At 66.4% G+C, this 18,674-nt stretch carries 20 protein-coding genes; 19 read left to right on the top strand and 1 reads right to left on the bottom strand.

Going from position 1 to position 18,674, the window contains the following annotated elements; genetic code table 11:
• The first annotated feature begins 56 nt into the window (after window positions 1–56).
• The 6 genes from nadB to cysK all read left to right on the top strand — a co-directional run bounded on the left by nadB (window position 57) and on the right by cysK (window position 6,309).
• Complete coding sequence (gene nadB, locus A9Z00_RS08105; RefSeq protein ID WP_296975689.1) at window positions 57–1,676, top strand: L-aspartate oxidase; 1,620 nt, start codon at window positions 57–59, stop codon at window positions 1,674–1,676.
• Window positions 1,669–2,550: a carboxylating nicotinate-nucleotide diphosphorylase gene (gene nadC / locus A9Z00_RS08100; RefSeq protein WP_296975687.1), complete on the top strand. Its 882-nt coding sequence runs from the start codon at window positions 1,669–1,671 to the stop codon at window positions 2,548–2,550. The genes nadB and nadC overlap by 8 nt, the downstream gene beginning before the upstream one ends.
• Window positions 2,547–3,338, top strand: coding sequence for a type III pantothenate kinase (locus tag A9Z00_RS08095; protein ID WP_296975685.1), 792 nt, complete (start codon window positions 2,547–2,549; stop codon window positions 3,336–3,338). The genes nadC and A9Z00_RS08095 overlap by 4 nt, the downstream gene beginning before the upstream one ends.
• The gene (gene hslO / locus A9Z00_RS08090) at window positions 3,335–4,234 is read left to right on the top strand and encodes an Hsp33 family molecular chaperone HslO (protein WP_296975683.1); all 900 of its coding nucleotides are present in this window, start codon (window positions 3,335–3,337) and stop codon (window positions 4,232–4,234) included. The genes A9Z00_RS08095 and hslO overlap by 4 nt, the downstream gene beginning before the upstream one ends.
• A 46-nt stretch (window positions 4,235–4,280) precedes the next feature.
• Window positions 4,281–5,240, top strand: a complete 960-nt coding sequence (locus tag A9Z00_RS08085; RefSeq protein ID WP_296975682.1) for a peptidyl-prolyl cis-trans isomerase — start codon at window positions 4,281–4,283, stop codon at window positions 5,238–5,240.
• Between the two features lie 130 nt (window positions 5,241–5,370).
• On the top strand, window positions 5,371–6,309 hold the full coding sequence (gene cysK / locus A9Z00_RS08080; protein ID WP_296975680.1) for a cysteine synthase A: 939 nt from the start codon (window positions 5,371–5,373) through the stop codon (window positions 6,307–6,309).
• 60 nt (window positions 6,310–6,369) lie between these two features.
• On the opposite strand, the gene A9Z00_RS08075 is transcribed toward cysK, so the two are convergent.
• A complete protein-coding gene (locus tag A9Z00_RS08075) occupies window positions 6,370–6,954 on the bottom strand; it encodes a CGNR zinc finger domain-containing protein (RefSeq protein ID WP_296975678.1) in 585 nt (194 codons plus the stop codon).
• Window positions 6,955–7,083: 129 nt separating this feature from the next.
• Between A9Z00_RS08075 and A9Z00_RS08070 the strand changes: the two genes are divergently transcribed.
• From A9Z00_RS08070 to dusB, 13 genes are all read left to right on the top strand, one after another.
• Window positions 7,084–7,827, top strand: a complete 744-nt coding sequence (locus A9Z00_RS08070) for an MBL fold metallo-hydrolase (RefSeq protein ID WP_296975676.1) — start codon at window positions 7,084–7,086, stop codon at window positions 7,825–7,827.
• Window positions 7,824–8,468, top strand: coding sequence for an NAD(P)-dependent oxidoreductase (locus tag A9Z00_RS08065; protein WP_296975788.1), 645 nt, complete (start codon window positions 7,824–7,826; stop codon window positions 8,466–8,468). Before A9Z00_RS08070 ends, A9Z00_RS08065 begins: the two co-directional genes overlap by 4 nt.
• 108 nt (window positions 8,469–8,576) lie before the next feature.
• The gene (locus A9Z00_RS08060) at window positions 8,577–9,344 is read left to right on the top strand and encodes an SDR family NAD(P)-dependent oxidoreductase (protein WP_296975674.1); all 768 of its coding nucleotides are present in this window, start codon (window positions 8,577–8,579) and stop codon (window positions 9,342–9,344) included.
• A gap of 174 nt (window positions 9,345–9,518) precedes the next feature.
• Window positions 9,519–10,871: a dicarboxylate/amino acid:cation symporter gene (locus A9Z00_RS08055; RefSeq protein ID WP_296975672.1), complete on the top strand. Its 1,353-nt coding sequence runs from the start codon at window positions 9,519–9,521 to the stop codon at window positions 10,869–10,871.
• Window positions 10,872–11,149: 278 nt separating this feature from the next.
• Window positions 11,150–12,169 carry a zinc-dependent alcohol dehydrogenase family protein gene (locus A9Z00_RS08050; protein WP_296975670.1) on the top strand — a complete coding sequence of 340 codons (1,020 nt, stop codon included), beginning with the start codon at window positions 11,150–11,152 and terminating at the stop codon, window positions 12,167–12,169.
• A 114-nt stretch (window positions 12,170–12,283) separates the two neighbouring features.
• Entirely contained in the window at window positions 12,284–13,900 is a 1,617-nt protein-coding gene (locus A9Z00_RS08045; protein ID WP_296975668.1) for an anthranilate synthase component I family protein, read from the top strand.
• A complete protein-coding gene (gene pabA / locus A9Z00_RS08040) occupies window positions 13,897–14,478 on the top strand; it encodes an aminodeoxychorismate/anthranilate synthase component II (protein ID WP_296975667.1) in 582 nt (193 codons plus the stop codon). The genes A9Z00_RS08045 and pabA overlap by 4 nt, the downstream gene beginning before the upstream one ends.
• Window positions 14,475–15,374, top strand: a complete 900-nt coding sequence (locus A9Z00_RS08035; RefSeq protein ID WP_296975665.1) for an aminotransferase class IV — start codon at window positions 14,475–14,477, stop codon at window positions 15,372–15,374. Before pabA ends, A9Z00_RS08035 begins: the two co-directional genes overlap by 4 nt.
• Before the next feature lie 4 nt (window positions 15,375–15,378).
• Window positions 15,379–16,263 (top strand): dihydropteroate synthase, encoded by an 885-nt coding sequence (gene folP / locus A9Z00_RS08030; protein WP_296975664.1) that lies wholly within the window; start codon window positions 15,379–15,381, stop codon window positions 16,261–16,263.
• Window positions 16,251–16,634, top strand: a complete 384-nt coding sequence (gene folB, locus A9Z00_RS08025) for a dihydroneopterin aldolase (RefSeq protein WP_296975663.1) — start codon at window positions 16,251–16,253, stop codon at window positions 16,632–16,634. Before folP ends, folB begins: the two co-directional genes overlap by 13 nt.
• Window positions 16,624–17,175, top strand: coding sequence for a 2-amino-4-hydroxy-6-hydroxymethyldihydropteridine diphosphokinase (gene folK / locus A9Z00_RS08020; protein ID WP_296975786.1), 552 nt, complete (start codon window positions 16,624–16,626; stop codon window positions 17,173–17,175). The genes folB and folK overlap by 11 nt, the downstream gene beginning before the upstream one ends.
• Window positions 17,127–17,342, top strand: coding sequence for a helix-turn-helix domain-containing protein (locus A9Z00_RS08015; protein WP_296975662.1), 216 nt, complete (start codon window positions 17,127–17,129; stop codon window positions 17,340–17,342). Before folK ends, A9Z00_RS08015 begins: the two co-directional genes overlap by 49 nt.
• Before the next feature lie 162 nt (window positions 17,343–17,504).
• On the top strand, window positions 17,505–18,494 hold the full coding sequence (dusB, locus tag A9Z00_RS08010) for a tRNA dihydrouridine synthase DusB (RefSeq protein ID WP_296975660.1): 990 nt from the start codon (window positions 17,505–17,507) through the stop codon (window positions 18,492–18,494).
• Window positions 18,495–18,674: the final 180 nt, after the last annotated feature.

Here is an 18,674-nt window from a genome sequence, read left to right as displayed (position 1 = left end):
GACACCGCGTCACCCGGATTCCCGCGGCGCGAGCCGAACCAATCGGAGGACAGGACATGATCCCGCGATATCTGACCGACGAGGCGCTGGACGAACTGCCCGTCGTCGAGAAGGACGTCATCGTGATCGGGGCCGGCATCGCCGGTCTTTTTACCGCCGTCAAGGCGAGCGAGCGGCATTCGGTCCTGCTGATCACGAAGAAATCGCTGCTCGACAGCAACACCCGCTATGCGCAGGGCGGCATTGCCGCCGTCATCTCCGACGAGGATTCGCCGGCGCTCCACCGGCAGGACACGCTGATCGCCGGGGCGGGCCTCTGCTCGCCCGCGGCGGTCGACGTGCTCGTGCACGAGGGGCCGGAGGGCGTCCGCGATCTGATCCGGATGGGCGCGCGGTTCGACCAGGAGCAAAACGGCGAGTACGCGCTGACGAAGGAGGGCGCCCACAGCCAGCGGCGCATCCTGCACGCGAACGGCGACGCGACGGGATACGAGATCGTGCGCGTGCTGTCGGCGAAGGCGCTGGAGAATCCGAACATCGAGGTGTGGGACGACCACTTCGCGATCGACCTGGTCACGCATGACGGCGAGTGCCACGGCGCGCTCGTGCAGCGGCCGGACGGCGCGCGGCTGTTCGTGCGGGGCAAGGCGACCGTGCTGGCGACCGGCGGCACCGGGCAGCTGTACCGGTACACGACGAACCCGGAGGTCGCGACCGGCGACGGCATCGCGATGGCGTATCGCGCGGGCGCGGAGATCCGGGACATGGAATTCGTCCAGTTCCATCCGACGGCGCTCTGCTACCCCGGGGCGCCCCGGTTTCTCATCACGGAGGCGCTGCGCGGCGAAGGCGCGGTGCTGCGCAACATCAATGGCGAGCGGTTCATGGCGCGTTATCATCCGCAGCTCGAGCTCGCGCCGCGCGACGTCGTCGCCCGCGCGATCGTCAGCGAGCTCGAGCGGACGAACGCGACGTTCGTCTACCTCGACATCACGCATGAGGACGCCGGGACGGTGCGCCGGCGGTTTCCGAACATCTACCGGTACTGCCTGCAATACGGGCTCGACCTGACGAGCGACTGGATTCCGGTCGCGCCGGCGGCCCACTACATGATGGGCGGCGTCAAGACCGATCTGAACGGCGAGACGAACATCCGCCGCCTGTTCGCCTGCGGCGAATGCTCGTCGACCGGCGTGCACGGCGCGAACCGGCTGGCCAGCAATTCGCTCTCCGAGGCGATCGTGTTCGGCCGCCGCATCGTCGAGCGGATCGACGGGCTTCCGCCGCTCTCCGGAACGCCGCGGTACGGGAGCGGGGAAGAGGCGCGCGTGCAGCCGAACACCTGGCCGGCGATCGAGCGGCGGCTCAAGCTGCAGAAGGTCATGCTCCGGTATTCGGGGCTCAGGCGCAGCGCGGACGGACTGTACAAGGGACTGGCCGAGCTGAAGCGGCAGCTCCCGATCTTCCGGACAAAGCTGACGAAGCGGGAAGAATTCGAATTTGCGAATCTGCTGATCTGCGCGCTGCTCACGACGCAGGCCGCGCTGGCCCGCGAGGAGAGCCGCGGCGCGCATTATCGGGAAGATTTCCCCGGGCGGGACGATGACCGTTGGCGCAAGCACATCGTCCTGCACCGCGAGCGGGGCATGTACGAGGAGCCGATCGACGATGTTTGAGTCGGACCGTTGGAACGAATCGATCCGGAGCATGATCCGGGCCTGGCTGGACGAAGATATCGGACACGGGGACATCACGACGGAGGCGACGATTCCGGCGGACAGCCGGGAGAAGGCGGTCATCCACATGAAGGAGGACGGCGTGCTGGCGGGCCTGCCCGTCGCGCGGCTCGTCTTCCACGTCGTGGACCCGTCCCTCGAGTTCCGCGCCTTCGCGGAGGACGGGCAGAAGGTCGCCCGGGGCACGGTGATCGCCGAAGTCGAGGGGAGCGTCCGCAGCATCCTGACGGGCGAGCGGCTGGCGCTCAACCTGCTGCAGCGGATGTCGGGCATCGCGACGAAGACGCGCCGGTTCGTCGAAGCGCTCGACGGGCTGCCGGTCCGGCTCGTCGACACGCGCAAGACGACGCCCGGCCACCGGCTGCTCGAGAAATACGCGGTCCGCATGGGCGGCGGCGCGAACCACCGCTTCGGCCTCTACGACGCGGTCCTGATCAAGGACAACCACATCAAGGGGGCCGGCGGTATCCGCGCGGCGATCGCGGCGGCCCGGGCGCGCATTCCGCACACGATGACGATCGAGGTGGAGACGGAGACGCTCGAACAGGTCGCCGAAGCGCTGGACGCAGGAGCCGACATCATCATGCTCGACAACATGCCGCCCGCCCGGATGGCGGAGGCGGTCCGGTTCATCCGCTCGCGGGCGCCGCATGTGAAGATCGAGGCATCGGGCGGAATCCGGCTCGAGACGATCCGGGAGATCGCGGCGACCGGCGTCGATGTCATCTCGGTCGGGGGGCTTACGCATTCCATCGAAGCGATCGACATCAGCCTCGATCTCGGAGGCCGGAAGCCGGGAGGGGAGCGGGCGTGATCCTCGCGGCGGATGTCGGCAACACGAACATCATGCTCGGCATTTTCCGGGGCCCGGTGCTGCTGCACCACTGGCGGCTCAGCACGAACCGGGCGGCGACGGCCGACGAGTACGGCATGATGCTGCACAACCTGTTCCAATACGCGGGGCTCCGGATGGAGGCGGTCGAGGGGATCATCCTTTCCTCGGTCGTGCCGCCGCTGATGCGAACGCTGGAGCAGCTGTGCCGGCAGTATTTCCGGAAAACGCCGCTCGTCGTCGGACCCGGGGTGAAGACCGGGCTCAACATCCGCTACGAGAACCCGCGCGAAGTCGGCGCGGACCGGATCGTCAACGCGGTCGCCGCGGTCGAGAAATACGGTGCGCCCGTCATCGTCGTCGACTTCGGCACGGCGACCACCTTCGATTACATCGACGAGGACGGGAGCTATGTCGGCGGCGCGATCGTGCCGGGCCTCGCGATCTCGGCCGAGGCGCTCTACCAGCGGGCGGCGAAGCTGCCGCGCATCGAGCTGGCCCGGCCGCGGAGCGTCATCGGGCGCAATTCGGTCGCGGCGATGCAGGCCGGCCTGGTGTTCGGCTACGCGGGCCAGGTGGACGGCATCGTCCGGCGCATCCGCGCCGAAAGCCGCACGAACGCCCGCGCGATCGCGACGGGCGGGCTCGCGGAGCTCATCGTGCCCGAGACCGAGACGATCGAGGCGATCGATCCGCTGCTGACGCTGGACGGTCTCAGGATGATCTATGAACGGAACCGGGAAGACGGCGGAGGGAGAGTCGATTCATGAGCGATACATGCGGCGCGGATGACGTGCTGGTGCGCGGCATCGCCTGGGGCGGCGGGCTGCGCGCGATCGCGGCGCGGACGACCCGGCTGGTGGGCGAGCTTCAGCGCCGCCACGGCACGTATCCGACGGCGACGGCCGCGCTCGGCCGGACGGCCACGGCCGTCGCGATGATGGGCGCGATGCTGAAAGGCGAAGATAAGCTGACCGTGCAGGTGAAGGGCGACGGTCCGCTCGGCCGGATCGTCGTCGACGCGAACGCGAAGGGCGAAGTGCGCGGATACGTCGACAATCCGCACGTGGACCTGCCGCCGAACGAGCAGGGCAAGCTGGATGTCGCCGGCGCCGTCGGCCGCAACGGCTTCCTCTATGTCGTGAAGGATCTCGGTCTCAAGGAGCCGTACCGCGGCAGCGTGCCGCTCGTCTCCGGCGAGCTCGGCGAGGATTTCACCTATTACTTCGCGTCGTCGGAGCAGACGCCCTCCGCGGTCGGGCTCGGCGTGCTGGTCGACACCGACGGCGGCGTGCGCCAGGCCGGCGGCTTCATCCTGCAGCTCATGCCGGGCGTGGAAGAGCAGGCGATTGACCGGCTGGAGAGGCGGCTCAAGGAGATGCCCCAGCTTACGTCCCTGCTGGACAGGGGCGAAACGCCGGAAGAGATCCTGCGGTATCTCGCGGATGAAGACGTGCAGATTCTGGAGCGCATGCCGGTCGCGTTCAAATGCAATTGTTCGCGCGAGCGGGTGGAGCGGACGCTCGTCAGCATGGGCGAGCGGGAGCTTCGGGCGCTGATCGAGGAGGACGGCCGGGCGGAAGTGACCTGCCATTTCTGCAATTCGGCTTACGCGTTCGATCGGAGCGAGCTCGCAAAGCTGCTGGAACAGGCCAAGGCAACGTGACAACCGAATACAAGACGACCATCGCGTATCGGAAGGCGGACCCGGAATGAGAAAGATTCAGATCCTGAGGACGGTCATCGTCCTCCAGACGGTCTGTCTGATCGCGCTCGCGGCGCTGGCGGCGCTGAGATGGCCGCAGGCGCACGGCGATGACGCGCTGGATGCCGCGGACGATGGCGCTGCCGGGGACAAGGGGCGCCGTCCGGTCGCGGAGATCGGCGGACGGACGATTACGGCGGACGAGCTGGTCGCCCGGCTCATGCGGGAGCACGGTCCGGCCGTCCTGCGCCGGATGCTGGTCCGCGAAGCCGTCCGGCTGGAGGCGGAGGCTTACGGCATCTCCGTGTCGGAGCGCGAACTGGAAGAGGAATTGGCGAGCATGATGGAAGGTTACGGAGACGAGGAAACCTTCTACGCCGCAATGCGCGAGCAGCTCGGCATGAGCGCGGAGGATGTGCGGGCCGATGCGGAGGAGCGGCTGCTGCTCGAGAAGATCGCGGTCCGGCCGATTCTGATCACGGATGAGGAAGTGGAGGCATACTTGAGGGAGCATCCGGAGCTCCTGGAGCCGAAGGCGAGGTACACGTTCTCCTGGATCGTGACGGAGGAGCGGGACGAGGCGGAGGCGGTGCTGGACCGGCTGAAAGCGGGCGAGCCGTTCGAGGAGCAGGCCCGCGAATACTCCGTCGACGGTTACACCGCGGAGTACGGCGGTTTCTACGGCATCGTGGAGTCGGACGATCCGTTCCTCGAGCCGCAGGTGCTGGAGCTGCTCGCCTCGCTCGAGCCCGGCGAGCTCGGCGGTCCCGTCGGGACGGCGGACGGATGGGCGGTGGTCCGGCTCGAGGATCGCGAGGCGGAGGAGCGCCCGGACCCCCGCCGGGTGCGGGAGCGGGTGCGGCTGGAGCTCGGGCTCGCCGCGGCGCCATCGCTGAAGGAGGTCGAGGACGCGCTGCTCGAAAAGTACGGGGCGAAGGTCCTCGACGACGAGCTGGACGTCCGGTGAAGCGTGACAGCGGAACCATGCCCAAGACGTTCGGCATGAAAGTGGCTATTGACAATCCCAGGGGCCGTTGATAAGATGGAAGAAACTAAACCCTACTAATTCGGTCGGAAATTAAGGAGGTTCCGTACGCATGCCGAAGATTGTCAACAGCGTCGTCGAGCTGATCGGTGATACGCCTCTCGTGCGCCTGAACCGTCTCGTGCCCGAGGGCAGCGCCGAGATCTACGTGAAGCTGGAGTATCAGAATCCCGGCGCCAGCGTCAAGGACCGGATCGCGATCAGCATGATCGAGGAAGCGGAGAAGGAAGGCCGCATCAAGCCGGGTGACACGATCATCGAGCCGACGAGCGGCAACACGGGCATCGGTCTCGCCATGGTCGCGGCGGCGAAGGGCTATCGCGCGGTCCTCGTCATGCCGGAGACGATGAGCATCGAGCGCCGCAACCTGTTGCGCGCCTATGGCGCCGAACTGGTGCTGACTCCCGGTTCGGAAGGCATGAACGGCGCGGTCCGCAAGGCGGAGGAGCTCCTCGCCCAGAACCCGGGCTGGTTCATGCCGCAGCAATTCAAGAACCCGGCGAACGTCAAGATCCACCGCGAGACGACGGGTCCGGAGATCGTCGAGGCGATCAACTCGCTGGACGGCAAGCTGGACGCGTTCGTCGCCGGCGTCGGCACGGGCGGCACGATCACGGGCGCGGGCGAAGTGCTGCGCAAGCACTTCCCGCACATCAAAATCTACGCGGTTGAGCCGGCGGCTTCCCCGCTGCTCTCCGGCGGCAAGCCCGGTCCGCACAAGATCCAGGGCATCGGCGCGAACTTCATCCCGGAAATCCTGAATCGCGAGATCTACGACGCCGTCATCACGGTCGAGAACGAAGAGGCGTTCGAGACGGCGCGCCGCGCCGCAAGGGAAGAAGGCATCCTGTGCGGCATCTCGTCCGGCGCGGCCATCTTCGCGGCGCTGAAGGTGGCGAAGGAGCTCGGCGCGGGCAAACGCGTCGTCGCGATCGTGCCGTCGAACGGCGAACGCTATCTGTCCACGGCGCTGTTCAACTTCGAGAACTGACCTCCTCCGCATTCCGCGGAAGACGGCAAGCCCCCGTCCGGCTTACCGGGCGGGGGCTTGCTAATTCGACGCTTTCTTGCGGTGGTAATGCCGGCTCGCCTTCGCCCGGTTGCCGCACGTCTCCATGCTGCACCAGCGCCGCTGCCGGTTGCGGCTCGTGTCGTAGAAATACAGGATGCACGACCGGTTCTCGCACGCCTTCAGCCTTTCCGGCTCCATGGCGGTGATGAACCGGGCGGCCTCCTCCAAGAACAGGGCGTGCAGATGCGCGGGCGCGTACCGCCGTTCCACCTTGAGGACCGGTCCGCGCGTGACGATCCGGTCGTGCCCCGCCGCTTCCGCAAGCCGGCGGTTCAGCTCCCCGATGAACCCGTCGGGAATGCCGCCGCCCGCCGCGACGGAGGCGAACGCCTCCTCCAGCCGCGCCCGGAGCTCCAGGATCCGCGAGAAAACATCCCGCCTCTCTCCGTCGGACAGCGCGCCGATGCCGTCCGTCACCGCTTCCGCTTTCCCGGCCCGCTCCAGCCACGCGATCACATCCTCCAGATCCCGCAGCAGCTCGACGCGCTCTCCCCGCACGCATACCCTCGTGTTCACGAAATCGACGACGAAATCGTTGCCGACGAAGACAAAATCCCGTTCCATGCATGTCCGCCTCCCTTCGTGCGCACCTCCATTCTAACCGACAAAAAGACGCTTTACAAGTTATAAATCCGCGGCTATTATAATGGGTATAAAGTTATTTTGGTGGTTAGAATGGAGGGGCCTGCGACGATGAAAGTGCAGAAGCTTCCCTGGGCCGGCGCCCGCATCGAGTCCGGAGGAACCGCGATCGCGATCGATCCGCTGTTTCATTTTCCGGAGAAGTTCGGCAAGCCGCGCGAGACGCTGCCGCCGCTTTCGGCGTTCGGCCCCGTCGACGCCGTGTTCGTGACCCATCATCACGACGATCACTTCGACCCCCGGGCGATCGCGGAATTCTACGGTACCGGCATTCCGGTGCACCTGCCGGCCGAGTCCGTCGGGATCGCGGACGTGTCGCCGCTTTCGAATGTCCGCGGAGTGGCGCGCGGCGAGACGGTCGGGATCGGTCCGCTCAAGGTGACGGCGTCCTGGTCCGTGGACGGCGTGGGCGATCCCCAGGTGTCCTGGGTTGTGAGCGACGGCAACCGGACGGTGCTGCACTGCGGAGATACGCTGTGGCACGGATGGTGGTGGAGGATCGCCCGGGAGCATGGCCCGTTCGACGCGGTGCTGCTGCCGGTGAACGGGGCCGTGGTGCAGCTTCCGGGTCTGGAGCCCAGCGGCCAGCCGATCAGCCTGACGCCCGAGCAGGCGGTGGCGGCGGCGAAGGTGATGAAGGCCGGACGGCTGGTGCCGATCCACTGGCGGACGGTCCATCACCCGCCCGTCTATAGGGAATCGCCGGACATTCCCGGCCGGCTTGCCCGGGCGTTGATCGCGGCGGAAGGCCTGACGCTCGAGCTGCTGGAGAACGGGGAGTGGATCGAACTGTGAAGATCGGCGTCATCGGCGCAACCGGCAAGGCCGGTTCGCGCATCGCCCGGGAAGCGGCCGACAGGGGGCATGACGTGACCGCCATCGTCCGCGACGGATCCCGGGTGCGGGATGAACGGCTCAAGGTGCTGGAGAAAAATCTTTTCGACCTGACCGCGGAAGATCTCGCGCCGTTCGACGTGGTCGTCAACGCGTTCGGCGCGCCCCCCGGACAGGAGCATCTGCACGTGGAAGCGGGCAACGTCCTGATCCGCGCCCTGAAGGGCGCGCCCCGCACGCGGCTGATCGTGGTCGGCGGGGCGGGCAGTCTGTATGTCGACGACGCGATGACGACGCGGCTGCTCGACACTCCCGATTTTCCGCCGGCCTATCTGAAGACGGCCCGCTGCCAGGCGGAGAACCTGCGGATCCTGCGGGAGACGGAGGGGATCGCCTGGACTTTCGTCAGCCCGTCGGCGCATTTCGAGCTCGGCGCGCGGACGGGGAAGTACCGGACCGGCAAGGACCGGCTGCTGTTCAATTCCGCGGGGGAAAGCTACGTCAGCTACGAGGACTGCGCCGTGGCGATCGTGGACGAAATCGAGCGGCCCCGCCACCTGAACGAGCGGTTCACCGTGGTGTCGGAGCGGGCCGGGGCGTGAGGGCTTGACCGGAAGGCAAGAGAACTGATAAATTCAGGAAAAACAAGATAAAATCAGAAGAACCGGAGCCGCGTGGAACGGCTGCCGCGTCACGAAAGGAGCGATCCCATGGAACGTCAAGATCATCGTTTGCCCGCACAACCCGATGTGCCGCCGCCCGCCGCCCGCGTCGCGCTCGTCACGGGCGGCAACCGGGGGATCGGACGGGAGATCGCGCGGCAGCTCTCACGGATGGGCATGACGGTGTTGATCGGCTGCCGGGACCCGGAGAAGGGCGAGGCAGCCGCCGAAGAGCTCGCCCGCGAAGGCGCGCCGGTCCGCCCGGAAGTGCTCGACGTCGCCAGCCGCTCCAGCGTCGACGCGCTGATGGAACGCGTGAAGGCGACGTACGGCCGCCTCGATGTGCTGGTCAACAACGCGGCCGTTCTGCTCGACCGGGGCGTCCCGGTGCTCGAAGTGGAGGAGGGGGTCGTGCGGCAGACGCTCGAGACGAATTTCTTCGGTCCGCTGCGGCTTATCCAGGCCGCCGTGCCGTTGATGCGGAAGCACCGGTACGGGCGGATCGTCAACGTCTCGTCCGGCCTGGGGACGTACCAGGCGTTCGAGCTGCTTCCGGAGCTGAAGGGGCAATCGGGCGCCTACCGCCTCTCCAAATCGTTGCTCAACTATCTCACCTGCCTGGCCGCGAAGGAAGTCGACGGCCGGGACATCAAGATCAACGCGGTCTGTCCCGGCAGCGTGCGGACGGACATGGGCGGGCCGGACGCGCCGCTGTCGGCGGAAGAAGGCGCGGACACGGCGGTCTGGCTCGCGACGGTCGATGCCGACGGACCGAACGGGGGATTCTTCCGGTATCGCGAGAAAGCGGAATGGTAAATCACGGCCGAATGGGCGGCACCGCGGATACATGCGGATGTCGCTTTTTCTTTTGCCGACCTGGACCGGTTGACAACTTTTGTCGAATCCAATATTATTCATGGTAATTCAATTGGGTTAATACGAATAGATTAGACTGCATGGAAAGGATGGGTTTCCATGGATTCGGTTTGATTGGACAACAATGTGGTGATCGCGATTCAAACCAACTGGCTCAGCATCGTGCTGGGTCTTGCGGTCATCATCGCGCTGCATTTCCTTTCCCGGCGAATCGGCTTCGGGTCCCGCGTGTTGATCGCCCTCGGGCTTGGTCTGGTCGCGGGCATTGTGCTGAATGCGGCGCAAGCCGGCTACGATGCGATTCAGTTGATCGGGTCGATCTACGTCAACCTGATCCGCATGGTGGTCATTCCGCTGGTGTTCGTGCTCGTGATCAACAGCATCATTTCGATCACGGACACGGGCTATCTGAAGAAAATCGGCGGCAAGACGATCGGCTGGTTCCTGCTCACGACCGGCATCGCCGCCATCATCGGGCTGCTCTCGGCGCTGGCGCTGAACCCCGGCGCGGGCATCGACGCCCGGACGCCGGAAGACTTCCAGGCGCGGGAAGTTCCCACCCTGTTCCAGGTCATTCTCGACCAGGTGCCGAACAACCCGATCAGCGACGCGGCAAACGGCAAAGTGGTGCCCGTTCTCATCTTCGCCCTGTTCATCGCCTTCGCCACGGTGAAGCTCGGCGAGAAGAAACCGGATACGGTGCAGCCGTTCAAGGCCTTCATTCAATCCGTTACGGAAATCATGCATCAGGTGGTCCGGTTCGTACTCCGCTTCACGCCGTACGGCGTGTTCGCCCTGATTGCCGTCATGGCGGCCCGCTACGGACTGGATACGCTGAAGCCGCTGGCGCGCCTGATCGGCGTCAGCTACTTCGCCCTGATCCTTCACTTCGTCCTCGTGTTCGGCGGTTTGGTGCTGCTGATGGCCAAGGTGAATCCGGTCAAGTTTTTCAAAAAAGCGTACCCGACCATTGCCGTCGCCTTTACGACGCGGAGCAGCTACGCCACCTTGCCGGTCAACCTGGAAGTCATCACGAAACGTCTGCGCGTCTCGCCGCGCGTCGCCAGCTTCGTCGCCCCGCTCGGCGCGACGATGAACTTCAACGGCTGCGGCGGGATCTGGCCGGCGATCGTCGCCGTGTTTGCGGCCAATATTTTCAACATTGATCTCTCGTTCACCGATTACATTCTGATCGTGCTGGTCAGCGCGATTTCATCCATCGGGGTGGCCGGCGTGCCCGGGCCGGCGTCGATCTCCACCACGGTGGTGCTGACGGCCCTGGGACTTCCGCTGGAGGCCATCGCGATTGTCGCCTCCGTGGAGGCGTTGATCGACATGGGCCGCACCGCCGTCAACGCGACGGGCACGACCGTTACGAGCCTGCTGGTGGCGAATTTGGAAGGGGAATTCGACCGCGACGCCTTCGACCGCGACGTGGAAGACGAGCTGGAACTGAATCCGGCGTGACGGTGCGGGCAAAACACCGTGGATACGCGGGGCGCAGTTTCCGCGATGGCGGGTTGCGCCATTTTCATGGCCTTGTTTCGATGGTTCCCTGCGGCGGTTGCGCCGTTCGCCGTCGGACGGTCCGATTCGAACGGGGATGCGGCGAATGCGGTTGAACCCGGCGTCCGCTTCAACGGCCGGCTGTCAACAAACGGCGGAGGCGACGGGCTTCCCGCCGGCGGAGGAATCGTGTACATTGGAAATGGCACAACACGAGATGCACCGGAGGTTATGGATCCATGCGCACGATGAAGGCATGCGTGATCGAAGGTCCCCGCCGCGCGGCCGTGCGGGAAGTGCCCGTTCCGGAGCCCGCTCCCGGAGAAGTGCTGATCCGGGTCGAGCGCGCCGGCATTTGCGGAACGGATGTCCACATTTATAAAGGGGAATATATCTCGCCGTACCCGATCGTTCCCGGGCACGAATTCTCCGGCACGATCGCCGGGCTCGGCGAAGGGGTCAGCGGCTTCGCGATCGGCGACCGCGTCACCGCGGAGCCGAACATCCATTGCGGCCGATGCGTGTACTGCCTGACGCATCGCGGCAACCATTGCGAGAACTGGCAGGCGGTCGGGGTGACGCGGGGCGGCGCGATGGCCGAGTATGTCGCGGTGCCGGCGGCCAACGTGTTCCGGCTGCCGGGCGGGATGAGCTTCGCCGAAGGGGCATTCATCGAGCCGCTGGCATGCGTGGTCCATGCGATGAACCGCCTGCGGCCTTCCGCGGGCGACCGGGCGCTCCTGTTCGGGGCCGGCGCCATGGGACAGCAGCTCATCCAGGCGCTCGCGCATGCCGGCGTGTCCGATCTTACGGTGATCGACATTTCCGAAGACAAGCTCGCGATGGCCGCGCAGTGGGGAGCCACCCGGACGTTCGTCAGCGGCCGGTTCGACGAAGCCGAACTGCTCGGGGAGTTCCCGCGCGGGTTCGACATCGTCGTGGATGCCACCGGCCTTCCGCAGGTCATCGAGCAGGCGCTGAAGTATCTCGGGCCGGCGGGAAAATACCTCCAGTTCGGCGTGACGGCCCGGGAAGCGGCGATCCGGCTCAGCCCGTTCGACCTGTTCCAGCGGGACTGGACGCTCATCGGTTCGATGGCGACGAACGATACGTTCCATCAGGCGCTGCAATGGGCGAAGGCGAAGCGCATCCGGCTCGAGCCGCTCGTCACGCGCGTGATCGGGCTGGACGACCTGCCGCGCCTGTTCGAGACGGGCGCGAGCCCCGAAGATCTGAAGGTGCAGGTGCAGATCGGCTGATGGTTCCACGGGCGCAGTCCGCACACGCGGACTGTGCCTTTGCGTTCCGCCGCTTCCTTGACCGTGACGAATGGGTCTATACTGGGGGCAGTGTCTGAAGGAACGGGGGAGACCATGACGGAGACCGGGGTTGTGACGACGCTGGAACAATGGCGCGCCTGGCGGCGCGCGGGATACAACGCGCTGCCGCTGCTCCGGCGCGTGCCGCTCGGTCCGGGCGAAGACCGGCCGGCCGAGTGGAGCGGCGCGTGGGCGGCGGCCGATCCGCACGCGATCCTGCTCGAGAGCGGCAAGGATGGCCGGTACACGTATCTCGGCCTCCGGCCGTCGGCGGTGCTGCGCGGCAAGGGATGCGAGGCCGCGGCGGCGGAGACGGGCGGGGAGGCGGGACCCGGCGAGGCGGTTCAACGCTTCACGGGGAAGCCGCTCGAAGTCGTGCGCGCCTGGATCGCGGGCCGCAAGGGGCCGGCCGTCCCGGACGGGCCGAAGTGGACCGGCGGCATCGCGGGGCTGTGGAGTTACGACATCGTCCGCTCGCTCGAACGGTTGCCCGAGCTGGCCGCCGACGACCTCGGCCTGCCGGACTACCTGTTCCTCCGGTTGGACGAGCTCTGGATCATCGACCATGCGGAACGGCAGCTCCTCCTCTCCCGCCATGTCCACGTGCCGGACGGAACGGACGACGAAGGGTTGGCCGCCCTTTATGAAGAAGCGGTGCGGCATACCGACCGGATGCGCGGGATCTGGGACGGCATCGCGGCCGCCGCGCGGTCGCCCGAGGCGGTGCGGCGCCTTGCGGCGCGGCGCGCCGCGACGGAGGCGGACCGGCTCGAGATCGACATCGACGCCCTCGAGGGGTTGATCCGTCCGTTCAGCAAGGAGGCCTACATGAACGCGGTCGAACGGATCCGCGACTACATCGCGCGGGGCGACGTGTTCCAGGTGAACCTGTCGCAGCGGATGAGCAAAGCCTCCCGTGTCGATCCGGACGCGCTGTACGAATGGCTGCGGCTGTTCAATCCGTCGCCGTACATGGGCTGCCTGCGCTGCCCCGATTTCCGGCTCGTCTCGGCGTCGCCGGAGCTGCTCGTCGCGATGCGCGGCGGCCGTCTCACGACCCGGCCGATCGCCGGCACGCGCCGCCGCGGCCGCACGCCGGAGGAAGACCGGCGCATGGCGGAGGAGCTGCTCGCCAGCGAGAAGGAGCGGGCCGAGCACATCATGCTCGTCGACCTCGAGCGGAACGACCTCGGCCGGATCTCGAAGTACGGCACCGTCCGCGTGAAGGAGCTCATGACGATCGAATCCTATTCGCATGTCATGCATCTCGTTTCGCAGGTGGAGGGGGAGCTCCAGGACGGGAAGGATGCGCTGGATGTGATCGGGGCCGTTTTCCCCGGGGGGACGATCACCGGCGCGCCGAAGGTCAGGACGATGGAGATTCTCGAGGAGCTCGAGCCGACGCGGCGCGGGCCGTATTACGGATCCCTCGGCTGGATTGACTATAGCGGGGATATGGAATTTAATATTCTTATACGCACGATGGTCGTCCGGGACGGCCATGTGCACATCCAGGCCGGAGGCGGGGTCGTGATCGACTCCGACCCCGAGCGGGAGTACAAGGAATCGCTGAACAAGGCGAAGGCGCTCTGGAAGGCGGTTCAGTACGCCGAACGCGAAGCGGAAGGCGAGCTTCGGCGTGCGGCCCCCGTGAAGGAGGATCGGCGATGATTCTGGTCATCGACAACTACGATTCGTTCACGTACAACCTGGTGCAGTATCTCGGCGAATTGGGCGAGGAGATTGTCGTCAGGCGCAACGACGAGATCGACCTGGCCGGCATCGAAGCGCTGGCGCCGGACCACATCCTGATCTCGCCCGGCCCCTGCACGCCGAACGAGGCGGGCATCAGCCTCGCGTTGATCGAACATTTCAAGGGGAAAATCCCGATCCTCGGCGTCTGCCTCGGCCATCAGGCGATCGGCCAGGCGTTCGGCGGCGAAGTCGTGCGCGCGGACCATTTGATGCACGGCAAGACGAGCGAAATCCACCACTCGGGCAAGGGTGTGTTCGCCGGGGTGCCGAGCCCGTTTACGGCGACCCGCTACCATTCGCTCATCGTGAAGCGGGAGACGCTGCCGGACTGCCTCGAGATTACGGCCGAGACGGCGGAAGGCGAAATCATGGGGCTGAGGCACAGGGAATACCCGGTGGAAGGCGTGCAGTTCCATCCCGAGTCGATCATGACGGAGCACGGGAAGACGATACTGCGCAATTTCCTGGCATACAAGGCGGGCGCCGTCCGATGAGGATCGGACTGAACGGCGCCGTGCCCGAAGCGGGCGAGGCCGTGATTCCGGCGCTGGATCACGGCCTTCTCTACGGAATCGGACTGTTCGAGACGTTCCGCACCTATGACGGCAGGCCCTTCGCGCTCGGGCGGCGGCTGGCCCGGCTGCGGCACGGATGCGATACGCTCGGCATCCGCTGGACGATGACGGACGCCGAGGTGGCGGAATGGCTGGCCCGGGTGCTCGATGCGAACGGCCTCATGGACGCGTATGTCCGCCTGACCGTGACGGCGGGCGAAGCCGGGCTCGGCTTGACCGCCGGGCCTTATGAGCGGCCGAACACGCTGCTCATGGCGAAGCCTCTGCCGCCGTTGGACGAGCGGCTGTACCGCGAGGGGCGGGAGCTTCGCATCCTGCGGACGCCGCGCGGCGAGCCCGAGACGCCCGTCCGGCTCAAATCGCTGCATTACATGACGAACGTGCTCGCGAAGCGGGAGCTTGCGGCGAGCGGCGCCTCTCCGGGGGCGGAGGGCCTGATGCTGACGCGGGACGGGCGGCTCGCGGAAGGGATCGTGAGCAACCTGTTCTTCGCGAAGGACGGCGTCGTGCGGACGCCGGCGATCGACACCGGCATCCTGCCCGGCATCACGCGCGCGATCGTGCTGGAGCTGGCGCGGGCGCTGGGATACCGCACGGAGGAAGGGCATTATACGATCGAAGATCTGCTGGAAGCCGACGAGGTCTGGCTGACCGGCTCGGTTCAGGAGATCGTGCCGGTGACGCGGATCACGGAGGCGGACGGGACGCCGCACACGGTGGGCGGCGGCCTCGCGGGGCCGACGACGCTGGCGTTGCTGGAGGCGTACCGCCGGGAAGCGCGGCGTACGGCCGGCGGAGCGGAAGGAGACGGATGAGACGATGAGACCGGTGTTCTGGAGCCGGACCTACCGGCTGCATGACGGCATCGAACTGGAATTGGGTAAACGGACGCTCGTGATGGGCATCCTGAATGTGACGCCGGATTCGTTCTCGGACGGAGGGCGGTACACGGAAGTGGACGCGGCCGTCGAACACGCCGTGCGCATGGTCGAGGCGGGCGCGGACATTCTCGACATCGGCGGGGAATCGACGCGGCCCGGCGCGCAGCCGGTGCCGGCGGACGAGGAGATCCGGCGCGTCATTCCGGTCATCCGGGCGGTGCGCGAGGCGCTGCCGCGCGTGCCGATCTCGATCGACACGTACAAGGCGGTGACGGCGCGCCGGGCCCTCGAGGCGGGGGCGCACATCCTCAACGATGTGTGGGGGCTCCGGGCCGATCCGGAGATGGCGAAGACCGCGGCCGAATTCGGTTGCCCGGTCGTCATCAGCCACAACCGGGCGGAATCCGCCGGATACGCGGACATCGCGCGGGAAGTGGCGGCCGAGCTGCTGGACTCGGTGCGTCTGGCGCTGGACCATGGCGTCGATCCGCGCAACATCTGGCTCGATCCGGGCATCGGCTTCGCGAAGGAGACCAAAGACAACCTCGAGCTGATGGGGCGGCTTGACGAGATCGTCCGGCTGGGCTATCCGGTGCTGCTCGGCACGTCGCGCAAGCGGTTCATCCGCCATACGCTCGATCTGCCGGTCGACGACGTCGTCGAAGGGACGGCCGCGACCGTCGCCCTCGGCATCGCCCAGGGCTGTCAGATTGTGCGCGTGCATGACGTGGACCGCATCGTCCGGACGGTGCGGATGACCGATGCGATTTGTTACCGGCAGGCCGTCGTGCGCGGGGAGGCGGGTGTGCCATGGACAAAATGATCATCCGCGGCATGCGGTTCTTCGGCTATCACGGCGTGCTTCCGGAGGAGAACCGGCTCGGCCAGCGGTTCATCATCGATGTGGAGCTGATGCTGGATCTGGAGGAGGCGGCGGCGGCCGACGACCTCGCGAAGACGGTCAATTACGCCGATGTGCACGCGCGGGTGAAGCGGATCGTCGAGGGTCCGCCGTGCCGGCTGATCGAAGCGCTGGCACGCCGTATTGCAACCGATTTGCTCGACACTTATACTAATATAAATGAAGTTCGGGTTCGCGTGACGAAGCCGCATCCGCCGTTTGACATCCAGTTCGAGGGCGTGACGGTGGAACTCGGCAGAAGGCGGGAGCGCCGTGGCGGACATGCATCGTGAAGCGGGAGCGCGGCCCGGACGCCGCGCCTACATTGCGCTCGGCTCCAATCTCGGGGACCGGGAAGCGTACCTCAGGGAAGCGCTCAGGCGGCTTCACGCGCGGGACGGCATTGCGGTCGACCGGGTGTCCGCCGTCTACGAGACGGATCCGGTCGGCTATACCGAACAGCCAAAATTTCTCAACATGGCGGCGGCGCTGACCACGGAGCGCCAGCCGTCCGACTTGCTGCGGGAGATGCTGGAAGTGGAGCGGGAGCTCGGCAGGGTGCGGAACATCCGCTTCGGCCCGCGCACGATCGATCTCGATTTGCTGCTGATGGACGGCGTGCGGATCGAGACGGACGAGCTGACGCTGCCCCATCCCCGGATGATGGAGCGGTTGTTCGTCCTCGTGCCGCTGCTCGAAGTGATGGATGAGCATGCTCCCGACAGGGCGGCGGTCGAGGCGGCGGCCCGGGCGGCACTCTCGCAGGGAAAGGATGGCATCGCGTTATGGACAACGATCACCTGGCCTTGCGCATCCGCGCATTCCGGAAGCTGAAGGGACTGACCCAGCAGCAGCTGGCCGACCGGATGGGCGTGTCGGTCGCCGTGCTCGGCTCCCTCGAGCGGGGAACCCGGCGGCCCGATTCCAGACTGATGATGCGCATCGCCGAATCGCTCGGCATCGACTACGACGAACTGACCGGGAACGAACAGCGCGCCTGACCGCTCCGATGGGCCGGGTGCGCGGACGGATGGCGCGGATCCGGTCCGCGGACGGAGGACGGCGGGCGGCGGAGGACGGCCGGGGCGCGGGCGGAGCGGTCCGCCGGCGCCTGCGGGCCCGTTTTTTATCGATCGATCAAGGCGGGAAGGAGGCGATGGAACATGCTGAAGATCGGGGATGTCGAAATCGCGAATCCGGTTGTGCTCGCGCCGATGGCCGGCGTGTGCAATCCCGCGTTCCGGCTCATCGCGAAGGAGTTCGGCTGCGGGCTCGTCTGCGCCGAAATGGTGAGCGACAAGGCGATCCTGCACGGCAACAAGCGAACGCTGGAGATGCTGTACGTGGACGAGCGGGAGAAGCCGCTCAGCCTGCAGATCTTCGGAGGAGACCGCCGCACGCTCGTCGAGGCGGCGAAATACGTCGACAAGTACACGAACGCCGACATCATCGACATCAACATGGGCTGCCCCGTCCCGAAGGTGACGAAATGCGACGCCGGCGCACGCTGGCTGCTGGATCCGAACAAGATTTACGAGATGGTGGCGGCCGTCGTCGACGCGGTTGAAAAGCCGGTCACCGTGAAAATGCGGATCGGCTGGGACGCCGAGCACATCTACGCGGTCGAGAACGCGCAGGCGGTCGAACGGGCCGGCGGCAAGGCGGTCGCCGTTCACGGTCGGACCCGGGAGCAGATGTACACCGGCAAGGCGGACTGGAACGTGATCCGGGATGTGAAGCAGGCCGTCTCGATTCCGGTCATCGGCAACGGCGACGTCTTCACGCCGGAGGATGCGAAGCGGATGCTGGACACGACCGGCGTTGACGGCGTCATGATCGGCCGCGGGGCGCTCGGCAATCCGTGGATGCTGTACCGGACCGTCCATTATCTGACGACCGGCGAACTCCTGCCCGAGCCGACGCCGCGGGAGAAGATCGAGATCGCGATTCTTCACATGGATCGCCTCATCGCGCTGAAGGGGGAGGCGCAGGCCGTAAAGGAGATGCGGAAGCATCTGGCCTGGTATTTGAAAGGCCTGCCCCGGGCTGCCCGCGTGAAGGACCGGATCATGGAGGAGACGAGCCGGGACCGGGTGGTCGCCATTTTGCATGAGTATGTGGACTCGCTTGAGGAGACGGTCGGCGCAACCTGAGGCGCCGGCGTCCGCCAGAACCGGCTCCGCGGGCCGCGCGGTCGCGGTCTCGCGGAGCCGCGTTGCGAAGATTGACATGCGGGACGGGTATGACCTATAATCATGCAATAACATTGACCCGAATTGGTCGGCACCGGACCATCGCAGGTGTCATGACCGGCCGAATCGGCAATATATTAT

It is taken from the genome of Thermobacillus sp. ZCTH02-B1 (assembly GCF_002159085.1).
Lineage (GTDB): Bacteria > Bacillota > Bacilli > Paenibacillales > Paenibacillaceae > Thermobacillus.
The sequence above is the reverse complement of the archived record's forward strand: the minus strand, read 5'-3'. Positions and strand labels throughout refer to the sequence as shown.